This is a genomic window from Nocardioides sp. Kera G14 (assembly GCF_020715565.1).
Lineage (GTDB): Bacteria > Actinomycetota > Actinomycetes > Propionibacteriales > Nocardioidaceae > Nocardioides.
Window position 1 is genome coordinate 3165974 of the sequence record NZ_CP085839.1, and the last position, 23745, is coordinate 3189718.

Here is a 23745-nt window from a genome sequence, read left to right on the forward strand (position 1 = left end):
CTCAGCCCTCGGAGACGACGCGGTTCTCGATCGCCCCCAGGCCCTGGATCTCGGCGCGGACGACGTCGCCCACCTTGAGGAAGTTGCCGGTGGGCGCACCGATCCCGGACGGCGTACCCGTGGCCAGGATGTCGCCGGGCATGAGCGTGAACACCTGCGTGAGATACGCGATCTGCTCGTAGATGTTGTAGATCATGTCGTTGGTCGGCCAGTCCTGGCGGACCTCGCCGTTGACGGTGAGCGTCATCTGCAGGTCGAGCGGGTCGGCGATCTCGTCGTCCGTGGTCAGCCACGGTCCGATGGGACCGTGGGTGTCGAACGACTTGCCGAGGGTGAAGGTGGGCGAGCGCTTCTGGAGCCAGTCGCGCACCGAGACGTCGTTGGTGACGAGGTAGCCCGCGATGACCGACCGGGCGTCCTCGACCGAGACGTTCTTGCAGCGTTGGCCGATCACCACGCCGAGCTCGATCTCGTAGTCGAGGGCGTCGGAGATGTTCGGCTTCACGATGCTGTCGTAGGGACCGACGATGCAGGAGACCTGCTTGTTGAACCACATCTGGTTCTCCGGGATCGGGATGCCGGCCTGGCGCGCCTCCTCGGCGTGCTCCTTGTAGTTCATCCCGATGCCCAGGTACTTCTGCGGGTTGTCGATCGGCGCCTCGAGGACGACGTCGGCCAGGGCGTACGTCGTGCCCTTGGCACCGAGCACCTGGTCGGTGAGCCCCGGCAGGATCGGCAGGATGGTGCGCAGCGACGTGCCCAGGATGTCGGAGACGTCGGTGATCCTCACACCGTCGGCGGTCTCGTCGACGCGGCCGATCCGGGTCGGGCTGTCGCCGATGTGGAAGCGTGCGATCTTCATGACTGATTCTCCTCGGTACGGCGGGCGAGATCCTCGGCCTCGCCGGCAATGGGCTTCCACACGTGCTCGCCGTCGGGCGTCATCTGGAAGCTGACGAAGCGCCACTTCCCGTCCTCGCAGCGGCGAAGGACCTGGATGACCTGCCCGGCGACCGTGCGCTCGGAGCCGTCAGGACTGCCGAGCCGGTTGGTGAGCCGGCCGGTCATGATCGCGACGTCTCCGATGAGGCGGATGGTCAGCTCGCCGCGGGTCGCGCCCTTGTACGGCGCCCGGGTGGCCACATGTTCGAGCAACTGCGCCTTCGTGTGGGTCAGGCCGGGCGCGTGCGTGTGGATCAGTGAGTCGTCGTAGAGGTCGCTCAGGGTGTCGAGGTCCAGGTCGAGCAGCGCCTGCTGACGGCGCTCCTCCACCGCGAGGATCTCCGCGCGGGTGGCCTCGTCCGCGAGGACGACAGCGCTCATGCCTTGGCCTTGGTCTGCGCGTGCTCGGTGCGGAAGCCCGTGGCTTCGCCGGCCTCGAAGCCGGGACGCGGGGCACCGACGAGGGCGTGGTACTTGCTGAAGATCTCGTCGGCCTCGGCGAGCGGCAGTACCTCCTCGACGTCCTCGAACGGCTTGCCCTCGGTGCGCTCGGCCACCATGCGACGGATGACCTCGTAGCCCTCGCCCCGCATGTTCATGACGATCCGGTTGACGCCCTCACGGCGGGCGGCGTCGTACGCGACGAAGGCGGCGTGCGGGTCGTCCGGGTTCTCGACGAGCTTGTTGACGATGACCCGGGCGTCGAGCATGGCCTGCGTGATGCCGTTGCCGCCGCGCGGGTACATCGCGTGCGCGGCGTCACCGAGGAGGACCACGCGGCCGTCGACCCAGTTGTCGAGCGGGTCGTGCCGGATCAGCGGGAAGAGGTAGACCTCGCGGGCGTTGCGCATCATCTCCTGGACGTCGAGGAACGGGAGCCTGACGGTGTCGAAGAGCGGGATGACCTCGCTGATGTCGCCGACCTGGTTCCAGTCCTCGATGGTCTCCTCGCCGTTGGTCTCCGCGACCCAGTTGACGAGCGTCTTGCCGGTGCCCTCGAAGTTGTCCGCGATGGGGTAGACGATGAGGGAGGAGATGTTCGGGTCGCCGATGTGGAGGATCGTGTGGCCGCCGCGGAAGGGCTCCATGAGCGTCGTGCCGCGCCACATCGTGATGCCGGAGAAGTGCGGGGCCGACAGCTCAGGGAACATCTGCTTGCGGATCGCGGACTTGATGCCGTCCGCGGCGATGACCGCCCCGTGGCGCGCCGTGGCGGTGCTGCCGTCGGCCAGCTGCAGCTCGAGGGTCACGCCGGTCTCGTCCTGCGAGTAACCGTTGACCCCGGCACCGAGGTGGAACGCGTCCGCGCCGAGACGCTCGACCGCGACCTTGTAGAGCAGCATCTGGAGCGTGCCGCGGTGCACGAAGCGCTGCTCGTGCAGGTAGCCCATGTGGGTGCCGCACTTCTCGGCGTAGATCTCCTGGCCGAAGTGGTTGTAGAAGATCGAGTCCTCGGCGTCGACGGAGATCGCGCGGAACTCCTCGAGCAGGCCGAGGTCGTCGAGCTCCGCGGTGCCGACCGTCTTGATGTCGACGCCCACACCGAGCGGCTTGAGCTCCGGGACGACCTCGTAGACCGTCGGACGGAGGCCCGCCTGGTGCATGCGCAGAGCCGTGAGCAGCCCCGCCGGGCCAGCTCCGATGATGGCGATGTCGAGGGCGGTGTCGGTCATGAGGAGTTACCTGTTCTCGGTGAGATCCGCGAGGAAGCGGACAGTTGCGTCCCACGCGCGGGCTGCGCTGCGGGGGTGGTACTTGAAGAGGTGCGGCACGGGTGAGTCGGCCGCCTTGGGGCTGGTGAAGGCGTGCGTCGTGCCGCTGTAGATCTGGAGCTCCCAGTCCAGGCCGGCGGCGTCGAGGCTGCGATGGAGCGCGCCCCGCTGCTCACCGGTGGCCATCGGGTCGTCGGCACCGGTGCAGATCAGCACCTGTGCCGATCCCGGCGCCGACCAGTCGTCCTCGAGCAGGTCGAGTCCGGCGTGGATGGCGATCACGCCGTCGACCCGGGTGCCGGTGCGGAGCAGCTCGAGTGCCGAGGAGCCACCGAAGCAGTAACCCAGCAGCGCCAGCGGTCGCCCGGCGAACTCCGGCTCGCCGGCGAGCGCCGCCAACGCCGCGTGCAGGCGACCGAGCCAGGTCGGGCGATCGGCCACCATCCCCCCGATGAGCGGACCGATCTCGTCGTTGCCGTGCGGGAGCAGCCGCTCGCCCCACACGTCGGCGAGGAGGACCGGGTGACCGAGGTCGGCGAGGCGCTGGGCCTTGTCGCGCATCTCGTCGCTGATCCCGAAGGCGTCGTGGATGAGGAGCACTCCCGCCCGACGTACGTCGTCGGCAGAGGGATCCGAGGCGTCCGGAGCCACGACACACCCGAGCATCGGGGTGCCGTCGTAGGCGTAGGGGAGGTCGCGGATCAGCATGCCGAGGAGCCTAGATCAGGATCGTGTACGATTTCAAGCATGATTTGACAGCTTAGATTTTGGGACTTGCGTCACATCGAAAAGCGTATATCGTTTCGTACACGATCCCATCGAGTGACCCCAGTCACAACCCTTCAGGAGTCCTTTCTCATGTCCGAAGCTGTCTCCCTCGCGCCGGTCGACGCCGCCACCAGCGGCTCGGGGAGCACGCCCGACGCCCCCCGCCCCAGCCGCCCCCGTCGCGACGCGGTGTGGTTCCTGTCGCGCTTCGCCGTCATCGGCGTCTGGATCGCCCTCGCCGTCCTGTTCTCGGCTCTTCGCCCGGACACGTTCATGACCTCCGGCAGCTTCAAGGTGATCTTCGGAAGCCAGTCCGCGCTCGTCTTCCTGACTGCCTCGCTGCTGTGCACGATCGTCGTCGGCGAGTTCGTCGACATGTCCGGTGCCTCGAACTTCGGCCTCTCCGCGGTCTTCGTCGCGGTGATGAACGTCAACCACGGGTGGAACGTCTGGGTCGCGTCGCTCGTGGCCCTCGCGCTCGCCGCGTTCGTCGGCTTCGTCAACGGGTGGTTGGTCGTGAAGATGGGGGTCAACACCATCGTCGTCACCCTCGGCATGAGCACCCTGCTGTTGGGCTTCGCGCTCTACCTCACCAACCTGATGCCCGTGAGCGGCCTCGCCCCGGACTTCCAGAAGATCGCCTCACAACCGGTGCTCGGCCTTCCGGTCAGCTTCTTCTACGGCCTGGCACTGATGCTCGGGTTCGCCTACCTCCTGCACTTCACGCCGCTGGGCCGCAACATGCGCTTCGTCGGCGAGAACCGCGAGGTCAGCCGGCTCGCCGGTGTGCGCGTGACCCGGGTCCGCTGGGGCGCGTTCACGACCGGCGGACTGCTGGCCGGCATCGGTGGCGTCCTGTCCGCCGCCGCCACCGGAGGCTTCGACCCCAACGTCTCGCAGAGCTACCTGCTGCCCATCTTCGCGGCGACGTTCCTCGGCACCGCGATCCTCCAGCCCGGACGGTTCAACCCGCTCGGCACCCTGATCGCCGTCTACTTCCTCGCCACCGGAGTGCTCGGACTCCAGCTCCTCGGCGCCACGGCGTGGGTCTCCAACGTCTTCTACGGCGGCGTACTCGTCGTCGCGGTGACGCTGTCGACCCTGCTCAACAGAAAGGCGCACTGACATGTCCCCGCAGCACTCCACCTCAGAACACCGCCCACAGAAAGAGTCAACGATGACCAGCACCACCACCCCTGTCGCCTGGAAGCGCATGCGCAACTGGGCCTTCGCCACCGGTCTCGCCCTCTCGGGCGTCGCGCTGTCCGCCTGCGGCAGCAGCTCCGACGACGCCGGCTCCGACTCCTCGACGACGGCGGCCGCCTCGTCGAGCACCGACACCTCGACCGGCTCCGACGCGCTGGCCGACCTGACGAAGCCGCTGGACGCCTACCCCGTCCCGACCGACGCCGTGGACGCCAAGGCCCTGTCCGGCAAGACGATCTACTACATCCCGATCAGTCAGCAGGCGCCGCAGTTCTCCATCACCGCGAAGGGCCTGACCGCGGCAGCGGCCAAGGTGGGTGCCAAGGTCCAGGTGTGTGACGGCAAGGGCACGCCGACCGACATCGGCGCCTGCGTCGGCCAGGCCACGTCGGCGAAGGCCGCCGCCATCATCGTGGACGCGATCCCGTATGGCCTCGCCGCCAACGGCCTCGATGCCGCACAGAAGGCCGGCATCCCGGTCATCGTGGGCAACAACATCCCCGACGAGGCCCACCCGGCCAGCAAGACGCTCGCGTACGTCGGCCCCGAAGCCGGTGGCGACATGGAGAAGGCTCTGGCCCGGTTCGTCATCGCGGACTCCGACGGCAAGGCGAACCTGCTGATCAACGCCGACACCGACGGCCCGTCGCCGCTCGCGTGGGTCAAGGAGGGCCAGCAGATCTTCGACGACGAGTGCCCCGACTGCAAGGTCGCCACCAACAACGTCTCGTCGGCCAACTTCAACCTCGTCGTGCCGTCGACCAGCTCGGCCCTGCTCAAGGACCCGAACATCACCTACGTCCAGTCGCAGTACGAGCAGTTCCTCCAGCCGACCCAGACGGCGATCCAGCAGGCCTCCCGCACCGGGATCAAGGTCCTCGACGGCGCCGCGGGCATCGCGAGCGTCAAGGCTGTCGAGGCCGGCACCCTCGTCGCCACCGCCGGTCAGGCCTCGACCTACCAGGGCTGGGTCTACCTGGACGCTGTCGCCCGCCTCACCGCCGGCTCGGCCGTCCCGGACTACACCATCCCGGTCCGCCTCTTCACCAAGGACACCTTGGGTGACACCAAGGTGACCGAGGCCGCTCAGGACTCCGGTGAGTGGTTCGGTCCGACCACCTTCACGGACGACTTCGCGAAGCTTTGGGGCGTCGCGTGAGCGAGCTCCACAACCGGGTCCCGGCGGGAGGCGCAAGCCTCCCGCCGGGCCCCCGGCTCGCGGTCGAGGGCATCAACATGACCTTCGGCAGCGCCCGGGTCCTGCGCAACGTCTCGATGGACGTGCGCCCCGGTGAGATTCATGCCCTGATCGGGCAGAACGGGTCCGGCAAGTCGACGCTCGCGAAGATCCTCACCGGTCTCTACCGCCCCGACGCCGGCAGCCGTGTCACGGTCGACGGCGTCGACCTCCAGCTGCCGATCCGGCCCGACGAGGCCCGCGCGGCCGGCGTCGCGGTCGTCCACCAGAGCCTGGGCCTGGTCCAGGACTCCACCGTCCTGGAGAACACCCGGCTCGGCCGGCTCACGGGCTCCCGATTCCTGCGCCGGATCGACTGGAAGGCCGAGGCCGCCGCGACGCGAGCCGTCTTCGAGCGCCTCGGCCCGCGGCAGATCCCGCTCGACCTCAAGGTCAAGGACCTGCGCGAGGACGAGAAGGCGGTCGTCGCCATCGCCCGCGCCGTCCAGGACCTGACCGAGGGCGGCGGCCTCATCATCTTCGACGAGTCGACCCGTGCCCTCGGGCGTGAGTCGCTCGAGCGCTTCTTCGGCCTGCTCGACAAGATCGTCTCCACGGGCACCGCGGCCCTCCTCATCACCCACCGCCTCGAGGAGGTCGTCGAGGCGGCCGACCGGGTGACGGTGCTGCGCGACGGCGAGATCGTCGTGGCCGGCAAGGAGGTGGAGGGGATGACCAAGTCCGAGCTCGCCCACCTCATGCTCGGCCGCGAGGTCGAGGGCCTGGAGCACCGTACGCCGGCCTCCGCCGACACGGGCGCCGCGCCGGTCGTCGTCGACTCCCTGAAGGGCCTCGAGGTCCGCGACCTCTCCCTCAGCGTGCGTCCGGGTGAGGTCGTCGGGCTCACCGGTCTCAGCGGCTCGGGCCACGACGACGTCCCCTACCTGATCAGCGGTGTCAGCCGCGCCCAGGGTGGGACCGTCACGCTGCCCGACCGGACCGTGCCGCTCAAGGACCTCTCCCCCGCGAAGGCGATCAGCAGCGGCATCGCGCTGGTGCCCGAGGGCCGTGAGTCCGCGGGACTGGTGGGCGACATGACGGTGACGGAGAACATCTCCTTCCCGCAGACCTGCTCCGTGTCCAGCTCCGGGAAGGTGCGGCCGCTGAAGTCCGGCGCTGAGAAGGCGCTCGCCGCCGACTGGATCGGCCGGCTCGACGTACGTCCGCCGTGGCCGCACGCCGTCGTACAGAACATGAGCGGCGGCAACCAGCAGAAGGTGCTTCTGGCCAAGTGGCTGGCGACCGACCCGACGCTGTTGGTGCTGCACGAGCCGACCCAGGCGGTCGACGTCGGTGCCCGCAAGACCATCGTCGAGGCGGTCCGCGAGGCCGCCGCCCAGGGTCGGGCCGTCCTGGTGGCCGGATCCGACGAGAACGAGCTCGCACTGCTGTGTGACCGCGTGCTCGTGTTCAACAACGGCGTCGTCGAGCGCGAGCTCACCGGGGACATCACCCCGAAGGAGATCGTCGACGCGATCTACACCGGCGGCGAGCGCACCAAGCTCCGCCAGCGCCAGCCCACTGCATGACCATGGCATGACCACACCTGACCTCCCTACACACGAGAGATTCCGATGACTGTCGTCGACATCAACATCCACCACCTGCCCGAGGACCTCTTCACCAACGAGAAGATCCTCAACGGCTTCCTCAACAGCGCTCCCCGCGGCTTCGGCGAGATCGCCAGCGTCATCACGATGGAGGACGGCAAGAAGCAGCTCGTCCTCGAGAAGCCGAAGGGCTACCCGAACCTCAACTACGTCGAGGGTGACTACTCCACCGAGGCCAAGCTCAAGGCGATGGACGACGCCGGCGTCGACTACGGCGTCATGCGCGTGCCGGTCTGGCAGGAGTGGCTCGGCCTCGAGACCTGCCAGGAGGTCAATGACAACGCCGCCAAGATCGTCGCCGAGTCCAACGGCCGCCTCTTCTCCACGGCCTGCGTCCCGCCGTGGGGCGGCAAGGAGAACATCTACGAGCTCGAGCGCTGCCTCGACAACGGCGCCGTCGGCGTCCAGCTCGCGTGCCACTACGGCGAGCTCTACCTCGACGACGACGTCTTCAAGCCCTACCTCAAGGTGCTGAACGACAAGAAGGTCCCGGTCATCGTCCACCACACGCCGCTGCCGGTGGAGTGGAAGTCGGTCATCGACTACCAGAACTTCCGTCGTGAGTACGGCCGCATCATCGACCAGGGCATCGCCGTCGGCCGCGAGGTCTTCAGCGGCATGTTCGACGAGTTCCCCGACCTGAAGTTCACCCACACCATGCTCGGCGGCAACTGGTTCGCGGCCACCGCCCTCCTCACCCCGCACGCCCCCAAGGCCGGCGAGGCGATGCAGCGCCTGTCGACGACCGGCGGCGACAAGATCAAGCAGTACCTCGAGAACAACATCTTCTTCGACCTCACCCACCCGCACTCGTGGGGCAAGGTCCAGGTCGAGGCCGCGCTGAAGATCAACGGTGCCGACCACTACATGTTCGGCTCCTCGTTCCCAGTCTTCCGCTCGTGGATGAGCCAGGGCGTCGAGTTCGTGAAGAACGAGCTCGAGATCAGCGACGCCGACCGCGAGGCCGTGCTCTACGGCAACGCCAAGAAGATGTTCAACCTTCCGATCTGATGAGCACCGCACCTGACGAGGACATCGACGGCTTCTTCTCCACGGCCCGCACCGCGGGCCGGGAGGAGGCGGTCGAGCTTGCCGACGACTCCTACCGCGATCATCTCTACCCGACCGACGACCCGAAGCTGGCCGACGTCCGTGGGATGACCTACGAGGAGTTCGCGCAGGACCGATACCAGGCGCCGTTCCTGCGCGACCTGCTCTCCTACTGGGACGGCCTCTACCGAGAGCCGTTCGTCGGCCTGACCTCGGACGGTGTGGTGCTCGAGGGTCTCTACTCGCTCCCGACCGAGCCGACGTCGTACGACGGCCCGGCGCGAGCCGCGGAGCAGCTCGTCTCACTGCTGACGCCGGGTGAGACCGACGAGCTCTGCCACCCGATCGACGCCCCCCAGTGGCGCGCGTGGAGCAACCCGGAGTTCGAGGTCTACCGCGTCGGCCTGCGAATGGAGGTGCTGACCGACAACAAGGTCGACGCCATCCTCGAGATCCTGCGCGCCAGCCTCAGCACGGAGGGCTTCGACCGCGTCACCGAGGCGATGGCCCTCAACGGTTACCTCGGCAAGCTCTGCGACCTTCCGACGGTGATGAACGACCGCAGCTACTGGTTCTCCCTGTTCGGCACGCCCGATCCGCTGGAGCCGTGGGGCTGGCAGCTCTTCGGTCATCACGTGGCCCTGAACTTCGTCTCCGTCGGCGGTCGCCACGTGATCGCCCCCGTCTTCATCGGCGGCGAGCCGGCCCTCACCGACGACGGCGCCCACCCGCCGCTCTTCGCCGCCCGCGAGCAGGTCGCCCTCGAGCTGGCCTCGTCGTGGACCGAGGCGCAGCGCGCCCAAGCGGTCGTCTTCGACTCCGTGCTCGACCCGGCGATGCCCGAGGGCCGGCTCCACCCGGCCGATGAGCGGCACGTGGCGGGTGCCTTCCGGGACAACCGCGTCGTGCCCTATGAGGGCATCCGCGTCGCCGAGCTCGACGACGCCCAGCAGCAGCTGGTCCGCCGGATCGCCGAGGACTTCCTCCTGCTGTTGACCGAGGAGCAGCGGGCGCTCACGCTCGCCGAGTACGACGCCCAGCTCTCCGACACCTGGTTCAGCTGGTACGGCGCCACTGACGGCAGCCAGCCGTTCTACTTCCGGATCCAGAGCCCCGTGATCATCGCGGAACTGGACCACCACGCGGGTGTCTGGCTCAGCAACCGGCTGCCGGCGCGCTTCCACGTCCACACGACGCTGCGCCACCCGAACGGCAACGACTACGGCAAGGCGTTGATCGCTCAGTGGTGACCTTCGGCCGCGAGCTGGGCCTCGTACTTCGTGACGGCCTCGACGGTGTTGAGCTCGTGCTGCTTGGTCGCGGCCTCGATCGCCTCGGGCGAGGCGCCGGACTCGATCAGCTCGAGGATGCCGTCGTGCTCGGCGAGGGCGGCCTGCGCGCGGCCGGGGGCGTACCAGAAGGCCGCCTTGCGGATCAGCTCGAGCCGCGCCCACTCGTTCTCGACCATGTCCGCGAGGCGGCTGTCGCCGCACCGCGAGGCGAGCACCTGGTGGAACTCGCGGTTGAGCCGACCGAACCGGGCCGGGTCGAACGCCGAGAGTGCCTCGGCCATCTGGCGGTTGAGGGCGCGGGCGCCCTCGATGTCCACCGGCGTGAGGTTCGGCGCGGAGAGGGCCGTGGCGTAGCCACCCAAGCGCGCCACGAGGCTCAGGCCGCGCTGCCAAGCGTCGGTGTCGAAGGTGCGGACGAGCGCGCCGACGTTGGGCACCATCTCGATCCAGCCTTCTGCCTCCAGCCGGCGCAGGGACTCCCGCCAGGGCACGGAGCTGATGCCGTGCTCCCGGACCAGCTGGTCGATCACGAGGCGGTGGCCGGGACCGTAGGTGCCGTCCATGATCCGCGCCTTGAGGATCTCGAACGCCTGGTCGGCCTTGCTCGGCATCGAACCCCCTCGCGTGTACGCCGGTCGTGTGAAGGCCACATCGTACGGCAGCACCGCGCACAAATCCTTGTGCCATCACATATCTGACTTCGTATACGAATCATCGGAAGGAACCCCCAATGAATCCCGCTCTCCGCGAGAAGCTGACGACGGCGCCCGTGGCCGGACTCTCGGCCCAGTTGCGCAAGCGTGGGCTCGAGGGCGTCTTCATCGACGGCGTCCGCCCCCTGGCCCCCGGCCAGAGCTTCGTGGGAACCGCCAGGACACTGCGCTTCCTCCCCCTGCGTGAAGACCTCTTCACGGAGTACGGCGGTGGCTACAACGCCCAGAAGCGCACCTTCGACGCCGTCGAGGAGGGCGAGGTGCTCGTGATCGAGGCCCGGGGAGAGAAGGGCTCGGCCACGCTGGGCGACGTACTCGCGATCCGTGCCCACGCCCGCGGGGCTGCCGCGATCGTCACCGACGGCGGGGTCCGTGACGCCGAGGCTGTCGCCGCGGTCGGCATCCCCGTCTTCAGCGCCGGCGCCCACCCCGCCGTCCTCGGCCGCAAGCACGTCCCCTGGGACGCGGACCTCGCCATCGCCTGCGGCGGCGCGACCGTGCAGCCCGGCGACATCCTTGTCGGTGATGCCGACGGCGTCATCGTGATCCCTCCGGCGCTGGCCGAGGAGGTCGCTGACGACGCCCTCGCGCAGGAGGACGAGGACGGCTGGATCGCCGCACGTGTGGCGGAGGGCCACCCGATCCAGGGACTCTTCCCCATGAACGCCGAGTGGCGCGCGAAGTACGACGCCGAACAGTCGACGCCATGAGCCTCGCCGAGCCTGCCCACGGCGAGCCGGTCGAGATCAGCAAGTCCCGCCGCGCCCACGCCTGGATCCGGGAGCGGATCACCAGCGGTGCCTACGGGCCCGGCTACCGCCTCGTCCTCACCTCGCTCGCCGCCGAGCTCTCGATGAGCGTCGTCCCGGTGCGCGAGGCCATCCGCGAGCTGACCGCCGAGGGGCTCGTGACGTTCGAACGCAACGTCGGCGCCCGCGTCACGATGGTCGATCCGGCGCAGTACCAGCACGCCATGCAGGCGATCAGCGTCGTGGAGAGCGCGGCGACCGCACTGTCGGCCGCCCACCTCACCGCCGAGGACCTGCGCCGCGCCCACGAGATCAACGACCTGATGCGCGAGCGCGTGGACCACCTCGACGCACGGCTGTTCAGCAGCCTCAACCAGGAGTTCCACCACATCCTCTACTCCCGGTGCCCCAACCCGCGACTGCTCGAGATCGTCGAGGGCGAGTGGGCCCGGCTGGGCCATCTGCGCGACTCGGTCTCGACGTTCGTGCCGGGTCGCGCACCCGAGTCGGTCGCCGAGCACGACGCGATGCTCGGCCTGATCGAGGGCGGTGCCTCCGCCGACGAGATCGAGCAGGCCGTACGCCGACACCGGACCGGTTCGCTGTCCGCATTCCTCACCACCCACGACGCGCCGCCTGCGCGTCCCGAAGGAGCCCTTCATGTTGCCCCCTGAGACTCTCGACAGCCTCGCGGCCGAGCTGGCCGAGGCCGACCGGACGCGGACGGTGATCCCGCGGATCACCGCGCGCCACCCCGAGGCGACGGTCGAGGACTCCTACGCGATCCAGCGGGCGTGGCGTGACCAGCAGCTCAAAGCGGGCCGACGCCTGATCGGTCGCAAGATCGGGCTCACGTCCAAGGCGATGCAGGCCTCCACGGGAATCACCGAGCCGGACTACGGCGTGATGTTCGACGACACGGTGTGGGAGAACGGCGCTGTGGTGCCTCATCACAACTTCTCGAACGTCAGGATCGAGGTCGAGCTCGCTTTCGTGCTCAAGTCCACGCTGGAGGGCCCGCACTGCTCGGTCTTCGACGTCCTGCGTGCCACCGAGTACGTCGTGCCGGCGCTGGAGATCCTCAACTCCCACCTCGAGCTTGAGGGTCGCACCATCGTCGACACGATCGCCGACAACGCCGCGTACGGCGGCCTGGTGCTCGGCGGGAATCCGACGCCGCCCGACGCGGTCGATGTCCGGTGGATCTCGGCGCTGCTCTACCGCAACGAGACGATCGAGGAGACCGGAGTCGCCGCCGGCGTACTCAACCACCCGGCGACCGGCGTCGCCTGGCTGGCCAACAAGCTCCACCAGCACGGTGACCGGCTCGAGGCCGGCGAGGTGATCCTCGCCGGGTCGTTCACCCGCCCGATGTGGGTCGAGCGCGGTGACTCGGTGCTCTGCGACTTCGGACCGATGGGGACGATCTCATGCCGGTTCCAGTGACTCCGACACTGCGTCATCGCCTCGGCGACGCCGGACGCCAGGGCCGCCCGCTCGCCGGGATGTGGGTCTGCAGCGGAAGTCCCGTCGTCGCCGAGATCTGCGCCGGCAGCGGCCTGGACTGGCTGCTGATCGACATGGAGCACGCGCCGATCCACTTCGAGTCGGTGCTCGCCCAGCTCCAGGCGGTGGCGGCCTATCCGATCACCCCGGTGGTGCGGGTGCCCGGCTACCTACCGGTGATGATCAAGCAGGTCCTCGACCTCGGTGCACAGAACATCCTGATGCCGATGATCGACACCGCCGAGCAGGCCGAGGCCGCCGTCCGCTCGGTCCGCTATCCGCCGGATGGGATCCGCGGGGTCGGCTCCGCGCTCGCGCGCTCGGCCCGGTGGAACCGGATCGACGACTACCTCACGAATGCGGGCGAGTACGTCTCGCTCTTCGTGCAGATCGAGTCGGCCACCGGTGTCGAGAACGCCGCCGAGATCGCCGCGGTCGACGGCGTCGACGGCGTCTTCGTCGGCCCCTCGGACCTCGCCGCGTCGATGGGCCTGATCGGCCAGCAGACGCACCCCGACGTCGTCTCCTCGGTGAAGCGTGCCTTCGCCGCGGTCAAGGCCGCCGGGAAGCCGGTCGGCGTCAACGCCTTCGACCCGACCGCCGCCGAGGACTACCTCGCCTCCGGTGCGGACTTCATCCTCGTCGCCGCCGACGTCGCGATGCTCGCGCGCGGTACCGAGGGACTGGCCGCCCGATGGGTCGGCGTCGACGACGCCGGCCGCGCCGGCTACTGAGAAGGAGGACTCCGTATGAATGACGTCCTCGTGGTCGGGAGCGGGCCGACCGGCGCCGCGACCGCGCTGCTCCTCGCCCGCCACGGCCTCTCGGTGACGCTGGTCAGCCGGGCCACGTGGGCGGCCGACTCACCGCGGGCCCACATCACCAACCAGCGCACCATGGAGGTGCTGCGCGCCGTCGGGCTCGAGGCGCAGTGCCGCGCACAGGCCTCCCCGCTCGGGTCCATGGCCAACCAGGTGTTGTGCACCTCGCTGGCCGGCGAGGAGTTCGGGCGGGTCTGGTCGTGGGGCAACGACCCCGGACGGATGGGCGACTACCTCACCTCCAGCCCCGGCGTCGGCTGCGACCTCCCGCAGGACCGGCTCGAGCCGATCCTCATCGGCGAAGCGGCCCGTCTGGGCGCGCGGATCCGGTTCCAGACGACGTTCCTCGACCTCACCCAGGACGACGACGGTGTCGCGGTCGAGGTGCTCGACCAGCTCACCGGTCGCACCGAGACGCTTCGCGCGTCGTACGTCGTCGGCGCCGACGGCGGCCAGAGCCCGGTCGCCGAGGCGGTCGGCGTGACCTTCACCGGCAAGGCCGGGGTCGGCAACGCGATGAACGTCCGGTTCACCGCCGACCTGTCCGGCCTGGTCGCCCACCGGCCGGGCTCGCTCTTCGAGGTGATCCAGCCCGACCGTCCCGACCGGCTCGGCCACGGCATGGTGCGGATGGTGCAGCCGTGGCACGACTGGATCGCGGGCTTCGTCCACCTCGGTGAGGCGAACTCCAAGCTGACCGCCGAGGAGGCCCTGGTCGAGGTCCGCCGACTGATCGGTGACGACTCCATCGACGTCACCATCACGGGCCTCTTCCCCTGGCGGGTCAACCACGTCGTCGCCGACACGTACGCCGTCGGCCGGGTCCTCCTCGCCGGCGACGCCGTCCACCGCCACCCTCCGATGAACGGCCTCGGCGCGAACACGTGCATCCAAGACGCCTACAACCTCGCGTGGAAGCTGGCCTACGTCCTCCAGGGCAGGGCCGGAACGGGCCTGCTCGACTCCTACACCGCCGAGCGTCGCCCGGTCGGCGAGCAGATCGTCGACCGTGCCATCACCAGCTGGCACCAGGGCCGCGACCTGCTGCCCGCGCTCGGGCTCGACCCGACCGCGCCGGTGGCCGAGCGCGAGGCGGCCTACGGGCTGCTCTCCGAGCCGAGCGAGGAGGGCGAGAAGCGTCGTGAGGCCCTCGCGACCGTGCTGGCCGAGAAGGCCTACATCTTCGAGGCACACGGCGTGGAGATGAACCAGCGCTACGCCTCCTCCGCGATCGTCGGCGACGGCACGCCGTTCACCTTCGACCGTGATCCCGAGCTGGTCGCCCAGCAGACGAGCACCCCCGGCGCCCGTCTCCCGCACTGCTGGGTCGGCTCCGCACGTCGTACGGTCTCGACCCTCGACCTCACCTCGCCCGAGCGGTTCACGCTGCTCACGCGCGTCCGGGGAGCGGCGTGGGCCGACGCCGCGACCGCGGTCGCCGCAGAGCTGGGCATTCCGATCGAGGCGGTCCGGATCGGGCCCGGCGCCGACGTCGCCGACCTCTATGGCGACTTCGCCCGACTCTCGGAGATCGAGGAGGACGGCTGCCTCCTCGTCCGGCCGGACCAGCACGTCGCCTGGCGCAGCCGCGGGCTGCCGGACGACCCGGCACGCACCTTGGGCGACGTACTCGCCACGATCCTCGACCGACCCACCCGATGACGGAGAAGACCATGACCGAGACCCCTCGTCGCCCCGGCGGCCCGCGTCGGCCCCCGCCCCGTCAGGTGGAGGTCGTCGCCACGCGTCGGCTGACCCCGAACCTGCTCGCGATCACGTTCGGCGGGGAGTCGCTGGCGACCTTCGCCGAGCCGGTGCCGACCGGCCACCTCAAGGTCTTCCTGCCGGAGGCCGACGGCAGCATGCGGGTCGGCGTCGCCGGTGCGGACGGCATGGTCGAGTGGCCTGACGGCCGCCCGACGATGCGCACCTACACGCCGCGCCGTTTCGATCCCGAGTCGAAGACGATCGAGGTGTGGTTCGTCCTCCACGGTGACGGCCCCGCCGCGCAGTGGGCGGCCCGGGCCACGGTCGGTGACCGTGCCGCGATCGGCGGCCCCGGTGGTCGCTTCAGCATCGAGCCCGACGCCACGCAGTGGTGGATCGCAGGCGACACCAGCGCCGTCCCGGCCGTCGCGACGCTGATCGAGGCACTCCCCTCCGACGCCACGGCCGAGATCCACCTCGAGGTCGACAGCGCCGACGACCAGATCACCCTGCCGGACCATGCGGGAGCCACCGTGACCTGGCACGTCCGCGCCGAGGGCCAGACGCCCGGCGAGACGCTCCTCGAGGCCGTCACCTCCGCCGACGTCTCCCCCGGCACCCACCTCTGGGCGGGCTGCGAGGCGGCCGCCGTACGCCGGATCCGCGCCCACGCGCTCGGGGAGCTCGGCCTCCCGCGCGACCACGTGACCACCCGCGGTTACTGGCGCATCGGCGCGGCCAACCACCCCGACCACGACTACGGAGAGGACTGAGCCGATGCGCACCCTGGAACTCGACGTCTTCGTCGTCGGCGCCGGCCCGACCGGGCTCTCGACCGCCGCCCTCCTCGCCCGTAGCGGTGCGACGGTCGCGGCCATCACCCGCTACGCCGGCCTGGCGAACTCGCCGCGCGCCCACATCATCAACCAGCGCACGATGGAGGTCTTCCGCGACCTCGGCCTCGAGCAGCGCGTGGCCGACGCCGCGATGCCGGCGTCCCTCATGGGACAGGTCGTCTGGATGGAGAGCTTCGCCGGCCCGGAGATCGCCCGCCGGCGCGGCTGGGGAGCCGGCGCCGACCGGCTCTCCGACTACGCCGCCGCCAGCCCCTGTGTGCCGACGAACATCCCGCAGCAAGTGCTCGAGCCGATCCTGGCCGACGCCGTCCGGGAGTTCGGCGGTGAGGTGATCTTCAACCTCGAGCTCGTCTCCATGCGCGACGACGGCGACCGGGTCGTCTCGCAGTGCCGCGACCGGATCACCGGCGAGGAGGTCGAGGTCGTCTCCCGCTACGCCGTCGGCGCCGACGGGGACAACTCGGTCGTCTGCCGCGAGCTCGGCTTCGAGGTCGAGGGCGCGAGCGGGCTCGGCCACATGGTCAACTACTGGATCGAGGCCGACCTCACGGCGTACGCCGAGCACCGCCCCGGCGCCCTCTACGTCGTCTTCCGTCCGGGTGGCCCGATGGTCGACAACGCCGTCTTCGTCAACGTCCGGCCCTGGCACGAGTGGGTCATGTCGATCCCCTACGACCCCGAGGCCGGCGAGCTCGACCGCAGCGAGGCCGAGGCCACCCGCCTCGCCCGGAGGTACGTCGGCGACGACTCCCTCGAGCTGCGGCTGATCGGCGCCTCGACCTGGACGGTCAACCAGGTCTTCGCCCCGCTGATGCACCGCGGCCGCGTCGTGATCGCGGGCAACGCCGCCCACCGCCATCCCCCGGCCGGCGGGCTCGGCGCCAACACCTGCGTCCAGGACGCCTTCAACCTGGCGTGGAAGCTGCAGCTGCTCCTCGACGACGAGGCCGGCACGGACCGCGAGACGCTGCTCGGCTCCTACACCGACGAACGCGCTCCCGTCGCCCGTCAGATCGTCGAGCGGGCCAACGCCTCGTTCGCCGCCCTGATGGCGATCCCGGGTGCGATCGGCCTGCGGCCGGGACAGGCGGTCGACGAGGCCGAGGCCGCACTCGCCTCGCGTTTCTCGGCCGGACCCGACGGCGCCGCCCGCCGCGCGGCCCTGGCCGAGGCGCTGGTGCTGCAGGACGAGAACTTCAACGCCCTCGGCGTCGAACTCGGCCAGCGCTACGTCTCCGCGACCATCGTGAGTGACGGCTCAGCGTTTCCCACCGAGCCCGACGAGGCGCTCTCCTACACGCCCTCGTCCGTCCCGGGCTCGCCCCTCCCGCACGCATGGCTCACCCGCGGCCGGGAGCTGCTCTCCTCGCACGACGTCGTCGGCCGCGGCCGCTTCACCCTGCTGACCGGGATCGGCGGCGAGCGGTGGCTCGAGGCCGCAGGCAAGGTCGCGGCCGACCTCGGCGTCGACCTCGACTGCGTCGCCATCGGCCCGGGCCTCGAGGTCGAGGACCCGTACGGCGACTGGGCGCAGCTCCGCGGGACGTCGGCGGACGGCTGCCTGCTCGTGCGTCCCGACCGCTACACCGCCTTCCGGGCGGCGAGTCTCGCGGACGACCCCGAGACCACGCTGCGCCGGGCTGTCGAGACCGCCCTCGGCCGACGGTCCCCCGAAGGCTGAGCCGTGCTCGACGACGTACGCCGACCGGCCTATGCCATCGCCAGCGTCGACCACGCGCTGCGGCTGATCGTCCTGCTCCAGGCCGGCGATCCGGTCACGGTGACGGCTGCGGCACACGAGCTGGGGGTGGCCCGATCGACGGCCCATCGCCTGCTCCGGATGCTCGTCTACCGCAACTTCGCGAGGCAGGACGAGGCGCGTGCCTACCGTGCGGGCTCGGCCCTCACGGGCGCCGAGCCGGCCGAGCCGCACGCCGCCCTGCGCGAGCTCTCGCGGCCACACCTCACGGTGCTCGCGGGGGCGGTCGGCGAGTCGGCGCACCTGGCGGTGGCGACGGGACTGCGCACGCGTTTCGTCGCGTCGGCGGAGTGCTCGCGAACGCCGCGGATCGAGTCGCACGAGGGCCGTGTCGTGCCGGCGCACCGGGCCTGCGCCGGCCTCTTCGCCCTCGCCTCGCTCCCGGCCGAGAAGCTCGCCGACTATGTCGACGGCTTCTCGGCCGAGCCCGAGGTGCAGCCGGACTTCCCGCGGCTGCGCCGCGAGCTGCTCCGCGTCCGCGACCGGGGCTTCGCGATCGGTCACGGGCTCAGCGCGCAGGGCGTCTCCTGCGTCGGCGTGCCGGTGCGCTCCGCCGACGGCCTGCTCGTCGGGGGCGTCTCGATCTCGCTCCCGACGAGTCGCTTCCGGGTCGAGCGGGTGCCCGCGCTGGTCTCCGTCCTTCACCGCACTGCGGGCGCGCTCGAGGCGGACCTCCGCCCCGCCCAGTGATCACATCCGATTTCGTACACGAACCTATTGACGGTGATATATATCACCGCATATCTTCTCTGTGACGGGGCTCACTCCCGTTCCCAGACTCTGAAAGAGGTTCACCCATGGTCAGCAGCGCGCTCGTCGTCGGCGGCGGCATCGGCGGTCTCTCCGCCGCCCTCGCATTCCAGCAGAAGGGCATCGACACCACCGTCGTCGAGCGCCAGTCCGATGTGCACTCGTCGGTCTTCGGCGTCGGCATCATCCAGCCGATGAACGCGCTCCGCGCGCTCGACATCATCGGCTGTGCCCAGGACTGCATCGCCGAGGGCTATGCGGCCAAGCGGTGGGGCGGCCTCTACTCCACCGACGGTCACTTCATCAAGGAGATGCCCGGCACCCCGGTCCCCGGTGTCGACCTCCCCCCGATGAACGGCCTCACCCGCCCGAAGCTCCACGAGATCCTGACCCGTCACGCCCTCGAGGCCGGCGTCACCATCCGCTACGCGACGACCTTCACCGAGCTCAAGGACGACGGTGACGGCGTCGACGTCACGTTCACCGACGGCAGCACCGGCCGCTACGACCTCGTCGTCGGTGCCGACGGCGTCTACTCCAAGACCCGTGAGTACGTCGTGGAGGGCGAGGTCGCGCCCTACTACATCGGCCAGTCGGCGTACCGGGTCAACATCCCGCTCCTGCCGGAGATCGACTCGATCATCCTGCAGGCCAGTCCGGCCGGCATGGCCGGTCTCGTGCCGATCGGCAAGGACCTCGCCTACCTCTTCTACAACGCGCAGATGGAGAAGCAGGCTCCCGACTCCGGCATGGACAGCGCGGAGAAGCTCCGCGAGTACCTCGCCCCGTTCGGCGGCTTCATGGGTACGATCCGCGACGAGTTCATCACCGACGAGTGCGACATCGTGCTGCGCCCCGAGGAGTCCCTCATCGTCGACGCCCCGTGGCACAAGGGCAGGATCGTCCTGATGGGCGACGCCGTCCACGCCATCACCCCGCACCTCGGCCAGGGCGCCGCGCAGGCGATCGAGGACGGCGTCGTGCTCGCCGACTCACTCTCGAAGCACGACAACCTCGAGGACGCCTTCGCCGAGTACACCGACCGCCGCTTCGAGCGCTGCAAACTCGTCGTCGACACCTCGCTCGACATCGCCGAGTGGGAGATGGGACGCAAGCCGGGCTACGACAACGTCGCGGCCACCGAGCACGTCCTCGAGGTGATGGCGCAGCCGCTCTGACGAGCCATGCCGGGATCGTGCGTCGCTACGATTCGCCGGTGAGCGAACCACGACGCGATCTCGCCGACGTCCTGCGCGAGCTCGGGTGGACCATCCACCGACGGGCCCCCGAGCGCGCGGGCGTCGGCCCGATCCCCACGACCGAGGTGGCGTTGCTCAAGCAGGTCGTCGAGAACCCCGGCGCCACGGTCGGCGAGCTCGCCCAGGCGTTGGGGCTGCGACAGCCCAACGTCAGCCGGGCGGTTGCGACGCTCTGCGCGCAGGGCCTGGTCACCAAGGAGTCGAGCCCGACCGACCGGCGGATCACCCACGTGCGTGCGACCGACCTCGGACGCTCCGAGCACGAGGCGATCACCGCCGGCTGGTCGGAGCCGATCGAGGCCGCCCTCTCCTCACTGAGCGAGAAGCATCAGCGCACGCTCGGCGCCGCCGAGGAGGCGCTGACGGCCCTGTACGCCGCCCTGCGCGGCAGCGACGAGCTGCCGAGGTAGGGGTCGGCCCAGGCGCTGATGATCCGTGCCGCGCGCTGTGCCCGACCGGGCAGCGTCAGCAGATGGTCGGAACCCTCCAGGGAGACGAAGCTGCGCGGATGCCGCGCCGCGTTGAAGATGTCAGCGGCGTTGTCGACGCCGACGGTGTCGTCGGTCGGGGAGTGCATGACCAGCAGGGGTCGGCCCAGAGCAGCCACGCGGTCGAGCAGATGGGCACGGCGTACGTCCTCGACGAAGTCGCGCTTGAGGGTGAGCGCCTTACCGCCGATCAGCCACTCGGCGTCACCCTCGGCCAGCACCCGGGAGACGAGCGCGTCGTAGTGGTGCTCGACGTGACTCGGGTCGCTGGGCGCCGCGATGCTGGCCACGGCCCGCACGGTCGGGTGGACGCTCGCGGCCGCGATCGCCGCCGCCCCGCCCCACGAGTGCCCGACGACGAGATCGGCGGTCGTGCCGCGCTCCGTCATGGCATCGATGGCGCGCAGGGTGTCCGCCACCTTCACCGTGAAGGAACCATCACCCCAGTCGCCCTCGGAGTCGCCCAACCCCAGGTTGTCGAAGCGCAGCATGCCGATCCCCTCGGCCGCCAGCTGCCGAGAGATCCGCGAGGCGGCCGGGCAGTCCTTGCCCAACGTGAAGCCGTGTGCGAAGACGCCCCATCCACGGACCTCGCCCTGGGGAAGGTCGATGATCCCGGCCAGCGACGGGCCGGTCGAACTGGCGAAGCGGATCCGCTCGGACGTGGTGCTCACGGCCGCGATTATGACGTGCGAGTGCCCCCGCGGTCGCCCTGTTCTGCGTGGTCGAACCTACGGAACTGCCACCGCCCACTGCGCTGCCCGCAGTGTGTTGACCATCAGCATGGCGATGGTCATGGGCCCGACCCCGCCGGGCACCGGCGTGAGGCACTTCGCGAAGCCCTCCAGCTCCTCGGCCCTCACGTCGCCGGTGAGCCCGGTCGGCGTGCGATGGATCCCGACGTCGATGACCGTGGCACCCGGCTTGACGTGCTCCCGCCCGATCAGTCCCTGCACTCCCGTGGCGACCACGAGGATGTCGGCCTCCCGGGTCGCCGAGATCAGGTCACGGGTCTCCTTGTGCGCGACGGTGACCGTCGCGTCGCGGTTGAGGAGCATCTGCCCCATCGGTCGCCCGACGAGGTCGGAACGGCCGACCACACACGCCTTGGCGCCCTCGATGGTGACGCCCTCGGAGTCGAGGAGCTCGATCACTCCCGCCGGGGTGCAGGGTCGCAGCCCCGGCTGGTCCCGGGCGAGCAGGCCGGCGCTCGCCGTCGTCAGCCCGTCCACGTCCTTGCTCGGCGGGATCCGATTGATCAGGGCACCGCTCTCCAGTCCCGCCGGCAGCGGAAGCTGCAGCAGGATGCCGGAGACCACCGGATCCTGAGCCAGGCGGTCGATGACCCCGGCGACCTCCGCCTGCGTCGCCTCGGCAGGAAGCGAGACATGCAGGTCCTGCATGCCCGCCTCACGCACCGCCTTCCGCTTCGCGGCCACGTAGACGGCGCTGGCCGGATCGTCTCCGACGAGGATGGTGGCCAGCCCGGGCGCCGTGGACGGGTCGGGATGGAGGCGAGCCACCTCCGAGGCGACCTCCGCACGGATGCGGCGAGCCACCGCCGTTCCGTCGATCCTCCTGGTCACAACGGCCTCCTCACGCGAAGACGATGGTGTGGTTCTGGTGACGTACGACGCGGTCCTCGCTGTGCCAGGCCACGGCACGCGAGAGCACGGCCCGCTCGACGTCCGCGCCGCGCCGCTGCAGGTCGGCGGCCGTGTCGGCGTGGGTCACCCGGACGACGTCCTGCTCGATGATCGGGCCCTCGTCGAGGTCCTCGGTGACGTAGTGAGCCGTGGCTCCGATCAGCTTCACGCCCCGCTCCTTGGCCTTCGCGTACGGTCCGGCCCCGATGAAGGCGGGCAGGAAGGAGTGGTGGATGTTGATGATCGGGACGCCGACCTCGGTGATGAAGCTGCCCGAGATGATCTGCATGTACCGGGCCAGCACGATGAAGTCGACGTTGCCCTTCAGGAGTCGGAGGTGTTCCGCCTCGGCGGCGGACTTGTCCGGCCCGGAGGAAGGCACGTGGAAGAACGGGATCCCGAAGGACCGGACCTCCTCGGCCGTGTCGGTGTGGTTGGAGATCACCATCGCCACGTCGATCGGCAGCTCACCGCGGCGGTGGCGCCAGAGGAGGTCCAGGAGACAGTGGTCCGACTTGGAGGCGAAGATCGCCACACGCTTGCGCACCGACATGTCGCGCAGTGCGAACTCGAGCTCGAAGCCGGCGCGCAGTGCCTCCGTCAGGTCGGCCTCGATGTCAGGAAGCACTGCCGCGAGGTGCTCGACCCCGAAGACGGTCCGTTGGAAGAAGGTTCCGCCTTCGGGGTCGTCGGAGTACTGGTCGAGCGAGATGATGTTGGCGTCCCGCTTGCTCAGTACGTTGGCGACCGTGGCCACGATGCCCGTGCGGTCGCGTCCCTTGACGATCAGGGAGGCATGGTTCACTGCAGGTTCTCCTTGAACTCGTCGATCCACGCCGAGGTGGCCTGGAGGCCACCGAACGTGTAGAAGTGCAGCTTCACCTCACCGTGCACCTCCGGACGGAGCTGCTCGGCCAGCGCATGGATGAAGCGGTCGGGGCCGGCCGTGCCCATCAGGTTCGTGATGGAGAGCCCGTACTTCTTGGCGATCCCGGCACTCGTCCCGATGCCGAACCGGGTCGCGTAGCGCAGCAGTCGTCGTACGCCGGCAGGCCCGGGCACACCGACACGGATGGGCATCTCGACACCGCGTCGACGAGCTTCGGCGATCCACTCCAGGACGGCGTCGACGTCGAAACCGAACTGCGTGATGACGTCGCCCGGGATCTGTGCCTCGCGCAGGGCCGCGGCCTTCGCCTCGAGGGAGGACCACAGCACGTCCGCGGTGATCTCGGGGTGACCTTCCGGGTAGCCCGCGACGCTGATGTGGCGCACGCCGTGGCTCGCGAGGGCGCCGCTGCGGATCACGTCGAGTGAGTCGTTGAACGGTCCGTGCGAGACCGACGGGTCGCCGGCGACGACGAAGATGCTGTCGTTCGCGCCGACGCTCTCGAGGCCGGCGAGGAACTCCTCCAACTGCGAGACCGACGCGAGACGACGGGCTGAGACGTGCGGGACCGGGACGAACCCGAGGTCCCGTGCAGTCCGCGCCGCGACGAGGCGCGTGTCCAGGTCCTCGTGCTCGAGATAGGTGACGTTGATCCGAGTGCCCTGCGGGATCGAGGGCGCCGCCTCACGGAGGTGGTCGACGTCCTTGCCGGTCATCTCCAGGGAGAAGTCGGCGAGAAGCGTGCACACCGCCTCGGTGGTGGCCGTCTGGGTGGACTTCACGC

General features: G+C 69.8%; 24 protein-coding genes. 15 read left to right on the forward strand and 9 right to left on the reverse strand.

Features of this window, described 5'->3' with window-relative positions; genetic code table 11:
* Nucleotide 1: 1 nt before the first annotated feature.
* From LH076_RS15490 to LH076_RS15505, 4 genes are read right to left on the reverse strand one after another with little or no spacing between them, the layout of a single operon-like run.
* Nucleotides 2–862, reverse strand: a complete 861-nt coding sequence (locus tag LH076_RS15490) for a fumarylacetoacetate hydrolase family protein (RefSeq protein WP_227781653.1) — start codon at nt 860–862, stop codon at nt 2–4.
* Entirely contained in the window at nt 859–1323 is a 465-nt protein-coding gene (locus LH076_RS15495; RefSeq protein ID WP_227781654.1) for a nuclear transport factor 2 family protein, read from the reverse strand. The genes LH076_RS15490 and LH076_RS15495 overlap by 4 nt, the downstream gene beginning before the upstream one ends.
* Nucleotides 1320–2615, reverse strand: a complete 1296-nt coding sequence (locus tag LH076_RS15500; RefSeq protein ID WP_227781655.1) for an FAD-dependent monooxygenase — start codon at nt 2613–2615, stop codon at nt 1320–1322. The genes LH076_RS15495 and LH076_RS15500 overlap by 4 nt, the downstream gene beginning before the upstream one ends.
* A gap of 6 nt (nt 2616–2621) precedes the next feature.
* On the reverse strand, nt 2622–3362 hold the full coding sequence (locus tag LH076_RS15505; protein ID WP_227781656.1) for a dienelactone hydrolase family protein: 741 nt from the start codon (nt 3360–3362) through the stop codon (nt 2622–2624).
* Nucleotides 3363–3512: 150 nt separating this feature from the next.
* On the opposite strand from LH076_RS15505, the gene LH076_RS15510 reads away from it, so the two are divergent.
* From LH076_RS15510 to LH076_RS15530, 5 genes are read left to right on the forward strand one after another with little or no spacing between them, the layout of a single operon-like run.
* A complete protein-coding gene (locus tag LH076_RS15510; protein WP_227781657.1) occupies nt 3513–4547 on the forward strand; it encodes an ABC transporter permease in 1035 nt (344 codons plus the stop codon).
* A 52-nt stretch (nt 4548–4599) separates the two neighbouring features.
* Nucleotides 4600–5787 (forward strand): sugar ABC transporter substrate-binding protein, encoded by a 1188-nt coding sequence (locus LH076_RS15515; RefSeq protein WP_227781658.1) that lies wholly within the window; start codon nt 4600–4602, stop codon nt 5785–5787.
* A complete protein-coding gene (locus LH076_RS15520) occupies nt 5784–7394 on the forward strand; it encodes a sugar ABC transporter ATP-binding protein (RefSeq protein ID WP_227781659.1) in 1611 nt (536 codons plus the stop codon). Before LH076_RS15515 ends, LH076_RS15520 begins: the two co-directional genes overlap by 4 nt.
* 45 nt (nt 7395–7439) lie before the next feature.
* Nucleotides 7440–8486: an amidohydrolase family protein gene (locus LH076_RS15525; protein ID WP_227781660.1), complete on the forward strand. Its 1047-nt coding sequence runs from the start codon at nt 7440–7442 to the stop codon at nt 8484–8486.
* Nucleotides 8486–9775, forward strand: a complete 1290-nt coding sequence (locus LH076_RS15530; protein WP_227781661.1) for a DUF3500 domain-containing protein — start codon at nt 8486–8488, stop codon at nt 9773–9775. Before LH076_RS15525 ends, LH076_RS15530 begins: the two co-directional genes overlap by 1 nt.
* Here the strand turns inward: LH076_RS15530 and LH076_RS15535 are convergent.
* Entirely contained in the window at nt 9766–10428 is a 663-nt protein-coding gene (locus LH076_RS15535; protein ID WP_227781662.1) for a GntR family transcriptional regulator, read from the reverse strand. The two genes, LH076_RS15530 and LH076_RS15535, sit on opposite strands and share 10 nt — an antisense overlap.
* 119 nt (nt 10429–10547) lie before the next feature.
* Between LH076_RS15535 and LH076_RS15540 the strand changes: the two genes are divergently transcribed.
* From LH076_RS15540 to LH076_RS15585, 10 genes are all read left to right on the forward strand, one after another.
* Nucleotides 10548–11240: a ribonuclease activity regulator RraA gene (locus LH076_RS15540; RefSeq protein ID WP_227781663.1), complete on the forward strand. Its 693-nt coding sequence runs from the start codon at nt 10548–10550 to the stop codon at nt 11238–11240.
* The gene (locus LH076_RS15545) at nt 11237–11953 is read left to right on the forward strand and encodes a GntR family transcriptional regulator (protein WP_227781664.1); all 717 of its coding nucleotides are present in this window, start codon (nt 11237–11239) and stop codon (nt 11951–11953) included. The genes LH076_RS15540 and LH076_RS15545 overlap by 4 nt, the downstream gene beginning before the upstream one ends.
* Nucleotides 11940–12725 (forward strand): 2-oxo-hept-4-ene-1,7-dioate hydratase, encoded by a 786-nt coding sequence (gene hpaH / locus LH076_RS15550; RefSeq protein WP_227781665.1) that lies wholly within the window; start codon nt 11940–11942, stop codon nt 12723–12725. Before LH076_RS15545 ends, hpaH begins: the two co-directional genes overlap by 14 nt.
* The gene (locus LH076_RS15555; protein ID WP_227781666.1) at nt 12710–13519 is read left to right on the forward strand and encodes an HpcH/HpaI aldolase family protein; all 810 of its coding nucleotides are present in this window, start codon (nt 12710–12712) and stop codon (nt 13517–13519) included. Before hpaH ends, LH076_RS15555 begins: the two co-directional genes overlap by 16 nt.
* A 15-nt stretch (nt 13520–13534) precedes the next feature.
* Entirely contained in the window at nt 13535–15268 is a 1734-nt protein-coding gene (locus tag LH076_RS15560) for an FAD-dependent oxidoreductase (RefSeq protein ID WP_227781667.1), read from the forward strand.
* Nucleotides 15269–15279: 11 nt separating this feature from the next.
* Nucleotides 15280–16086 carry a siderophore-interacting protein gene (locus LH076_RS15565; protein ID WP_227781668.1) on the forward strand — a complete coding sequence of 269 codons (807 nt, stop codon included), beginning with the start codon at nt 15280–15282 and terminating at the stop codon, nt 16084–16086.
* Between the two features lie 4 nt (nt 16087–16090).
* Nucleotides 16091–17851, forward strand: a complete 1761-nt coding sequence (locus tag LH076_RS15570; protein WP_227781669.1) for an FAD-dependent monooxygenase — start codon at nt 16091–16093, stop codon at nt 17849–17851.
* A 3-nt stretch (nt 17852–17854) separates the two neighbouring features.
* Complete coding sequence (locus tag LH076_RS15575; RefSeq protein ID WP_227781670.1) at nt 17855–18619, forward strand: IclR family transcriptional regulator; 765 nt, start codon at nt 17855–17857, stop codon at nt 18617–18619.
* 107 nt (nt 18620–18726) lie between these two features.
* Nucleotides 18727–19857 carry an FAD-dependent oxidoreductase gene (locus LH076_RS15580; protein WP_227781671.1) on the forward strand — a complete coding sequence of 377 codons (1131 nt, stop codon included), beginning with the start codon at nt 18727–18729 and terminating at the stop codon, nt 19855–19857.
* A gap of 38 nt (nt 19858–19895) precedes the next feature.
* Complete coding sequence (locus LH076_RS15585) at nt 19896–20348, forward strand: MarR family winged helix-turn-helix transcriptional regulator (RefSeq protein ID WP_227781672.1); 453 nt, start codon at nt 19896–19898, stop codon at nt 20346–20348.
* On the opposite strand, the gene LH076_RS15590 is transcribed toward LH076_RS15585, so the two are convergent.
* Genes LH076_RS15590 through LH076_RS15605 form a run of 4 tightly spaced genes read right to left on the reverse strand, consistent with a single transcriptional unit; the run spans nt 20267 to nt 23743 of the window.
* Nucleotides 20267–21100, reverse strand: a complete 834-nt coding sequence (locus LH076_RS15590) for an alpha/beta hydrolase family protein (RefSeq protein ID WP_227781673.1) — start codon at nt 21098–21100, stop codon at nt 20267–20269. The two genes, LH076_RS15585 and LH076_RS15590, sit on opposite strands and share 82 nt — an antisense overlap.
* Before the next feature lie 57 nt (nt 21101–21157).
* On the reverse strand, nt 21158–22012 hold the full coding sequence (locus tag LH076_RS15595; protein ID WP_227781674.1) for a bifunctional 5,10-methylenetetrahydrofolate dehydrogenase/5,10-methenyltetrahydrofolate cyclohydrolase: 855 nt from the start codon (nt 22010–22012) through the stop codon (nt 21158–21160).
* 10 nt (nt 22013–22022) lie between these two features.
* Nucleotides 22023–22877, reverse strand: coding sequence for a formyltetrahydrofolate deformylase (gene purU / locus LH076_RS15600; RefSeq protein WP_227781675.1), 855 nt, complete (start codon nt 22875–22877; stop codon nt 22023–22025).
* Nucleotides 22874–23743 carry a methylenetetrahydrofolate reductase gene (locus tag LH076_RS15605; RefSeq protein WP_227781676.1) on the reverse strand — a complete coding sequence of 290 codons (870 nt, stop codon included), beginning with the start codon at nt 23741–23743 and terminating at the stop codon, nt 22874–22876. Before LH076_RS15605 ends, purU begins: the two co-directional genes overlap by 4 nt.
* Between the last annotated feature and the right edge of the window lie 2 nt (nt 23744–23745).

Coding starts and splice junctions, on each gene's coding strand:
- LH076_RS15490 (WP_227781653.1), bottom strand. CDS start 862: ATGAAGATCGCACGCTTCCACATCGGCGACAGCCCGACCCGGATCGGC.
- LH076_RS15555 (WP_227781666.1), top strand. CDS start 12,710: ATGCCGGTTCCAGTGACTCCGACACTGCGTCATCGCCTCGGCGACGCC.
- LH076_RS15510 (WP_227781657.1), top strand. CDS start 3,513: ATGTCCGAAGCTGTCTCCCTCGCGCCGGTCGACGCCGCCACCAGCGGC.
- LH076_RS15530 (WP_227781661.1), top strand. CDS start 8,486: ATGAGCACCGCACCTGACGAGGACATCGACGGCTTCTTCTCCACGGCC.
- LH076_RS15540 (WP_227781663.1), top strand. CDS start 10,548: ATGAATCCCGCTCTCCGCGAGAAGCTGACGACGGCGCCCGTGGCCGGA.
- LH076_RS15500 (WP_227781655.1), bottom strand. CDS start 2,615: ATGACCGACACCGCCCTCGACATCGCCATCATCGGAGCTGGCCCGGCG.
- LH076_RS15535 (WP_227781662.1), bottom strand. CDS start 10,428: ATGCCGAGCAAGGCCGACCAGGCGTTCGAGATCCTCAAGGCGCGGATC.
- LH076_RS15580 (WP_227781671.1), top strand. CDS start 18,727: ATGGTCAGCAGCGCGCTCGTCGTCGGCGGCGGCATCGGCGGTCTCTCC.
- LH076_RS15545 (WP_227781664.1), top strand. CDS start 11,237: ATGAGCCTCGCCGAGCCTGCCCACGGCGAGCCGGTCGAGATCAGCAAG.
- LH076_RS15560 (WP_227781667.1), top strand. CDS start 13,535: ATGAATGACGTCCTCGTGGTCGGGAGCGGGCCGACCGGCGCCGCGACC.
- LH076_RS15495 (WP_227781654.1), bottom strand. CDS start 1,323: ATGAGCGCTGTCGTCCTCGCGGACGAGGCCACCCGCGCGGAGATCCTC.
- LH076_RS15570 (WP_227781669.1), top strand. CDS start 16,091: ATGCGCACCCTGGAACTCGACGTCTTCGTCGTCGGCGCCGGCCCGACC.
- LH076_RS15525 (WP_227781660.1), top strand. CDS start 7,440: ATGACTGTCGTCGACATCAACATCCACCACCTGCCCGAGGACCTCTTC.
- LH076_RS15515 (WP_227781658.1), top strand. CDS start 4,600: ATGACCAGCACCACCACCCCTGTCGCCTGGAAGCGCATGCGCAACTGG.
- LH076_RS15565 (WP_227781668.1), top strand. CDS start 15,280: ATGACCGAGACCCCTCGTCGCCCCGGCGGCCCGCGTCGGCCCCCGCCC.
- hpaH (WP_227781665.1), top strand. CDS start 11,940: ATGTTGCCCCCTGAGACTCTCGACAGCCTCGCGGCCGAGCTGGCCGAG.
- LH076_RS15505 (WP_227781656.1), bottom strand. CDS start 3,362: ATGCTGATCCGCGACCTCCCCTACGCCTACGACGGCACCCCGATGCTC.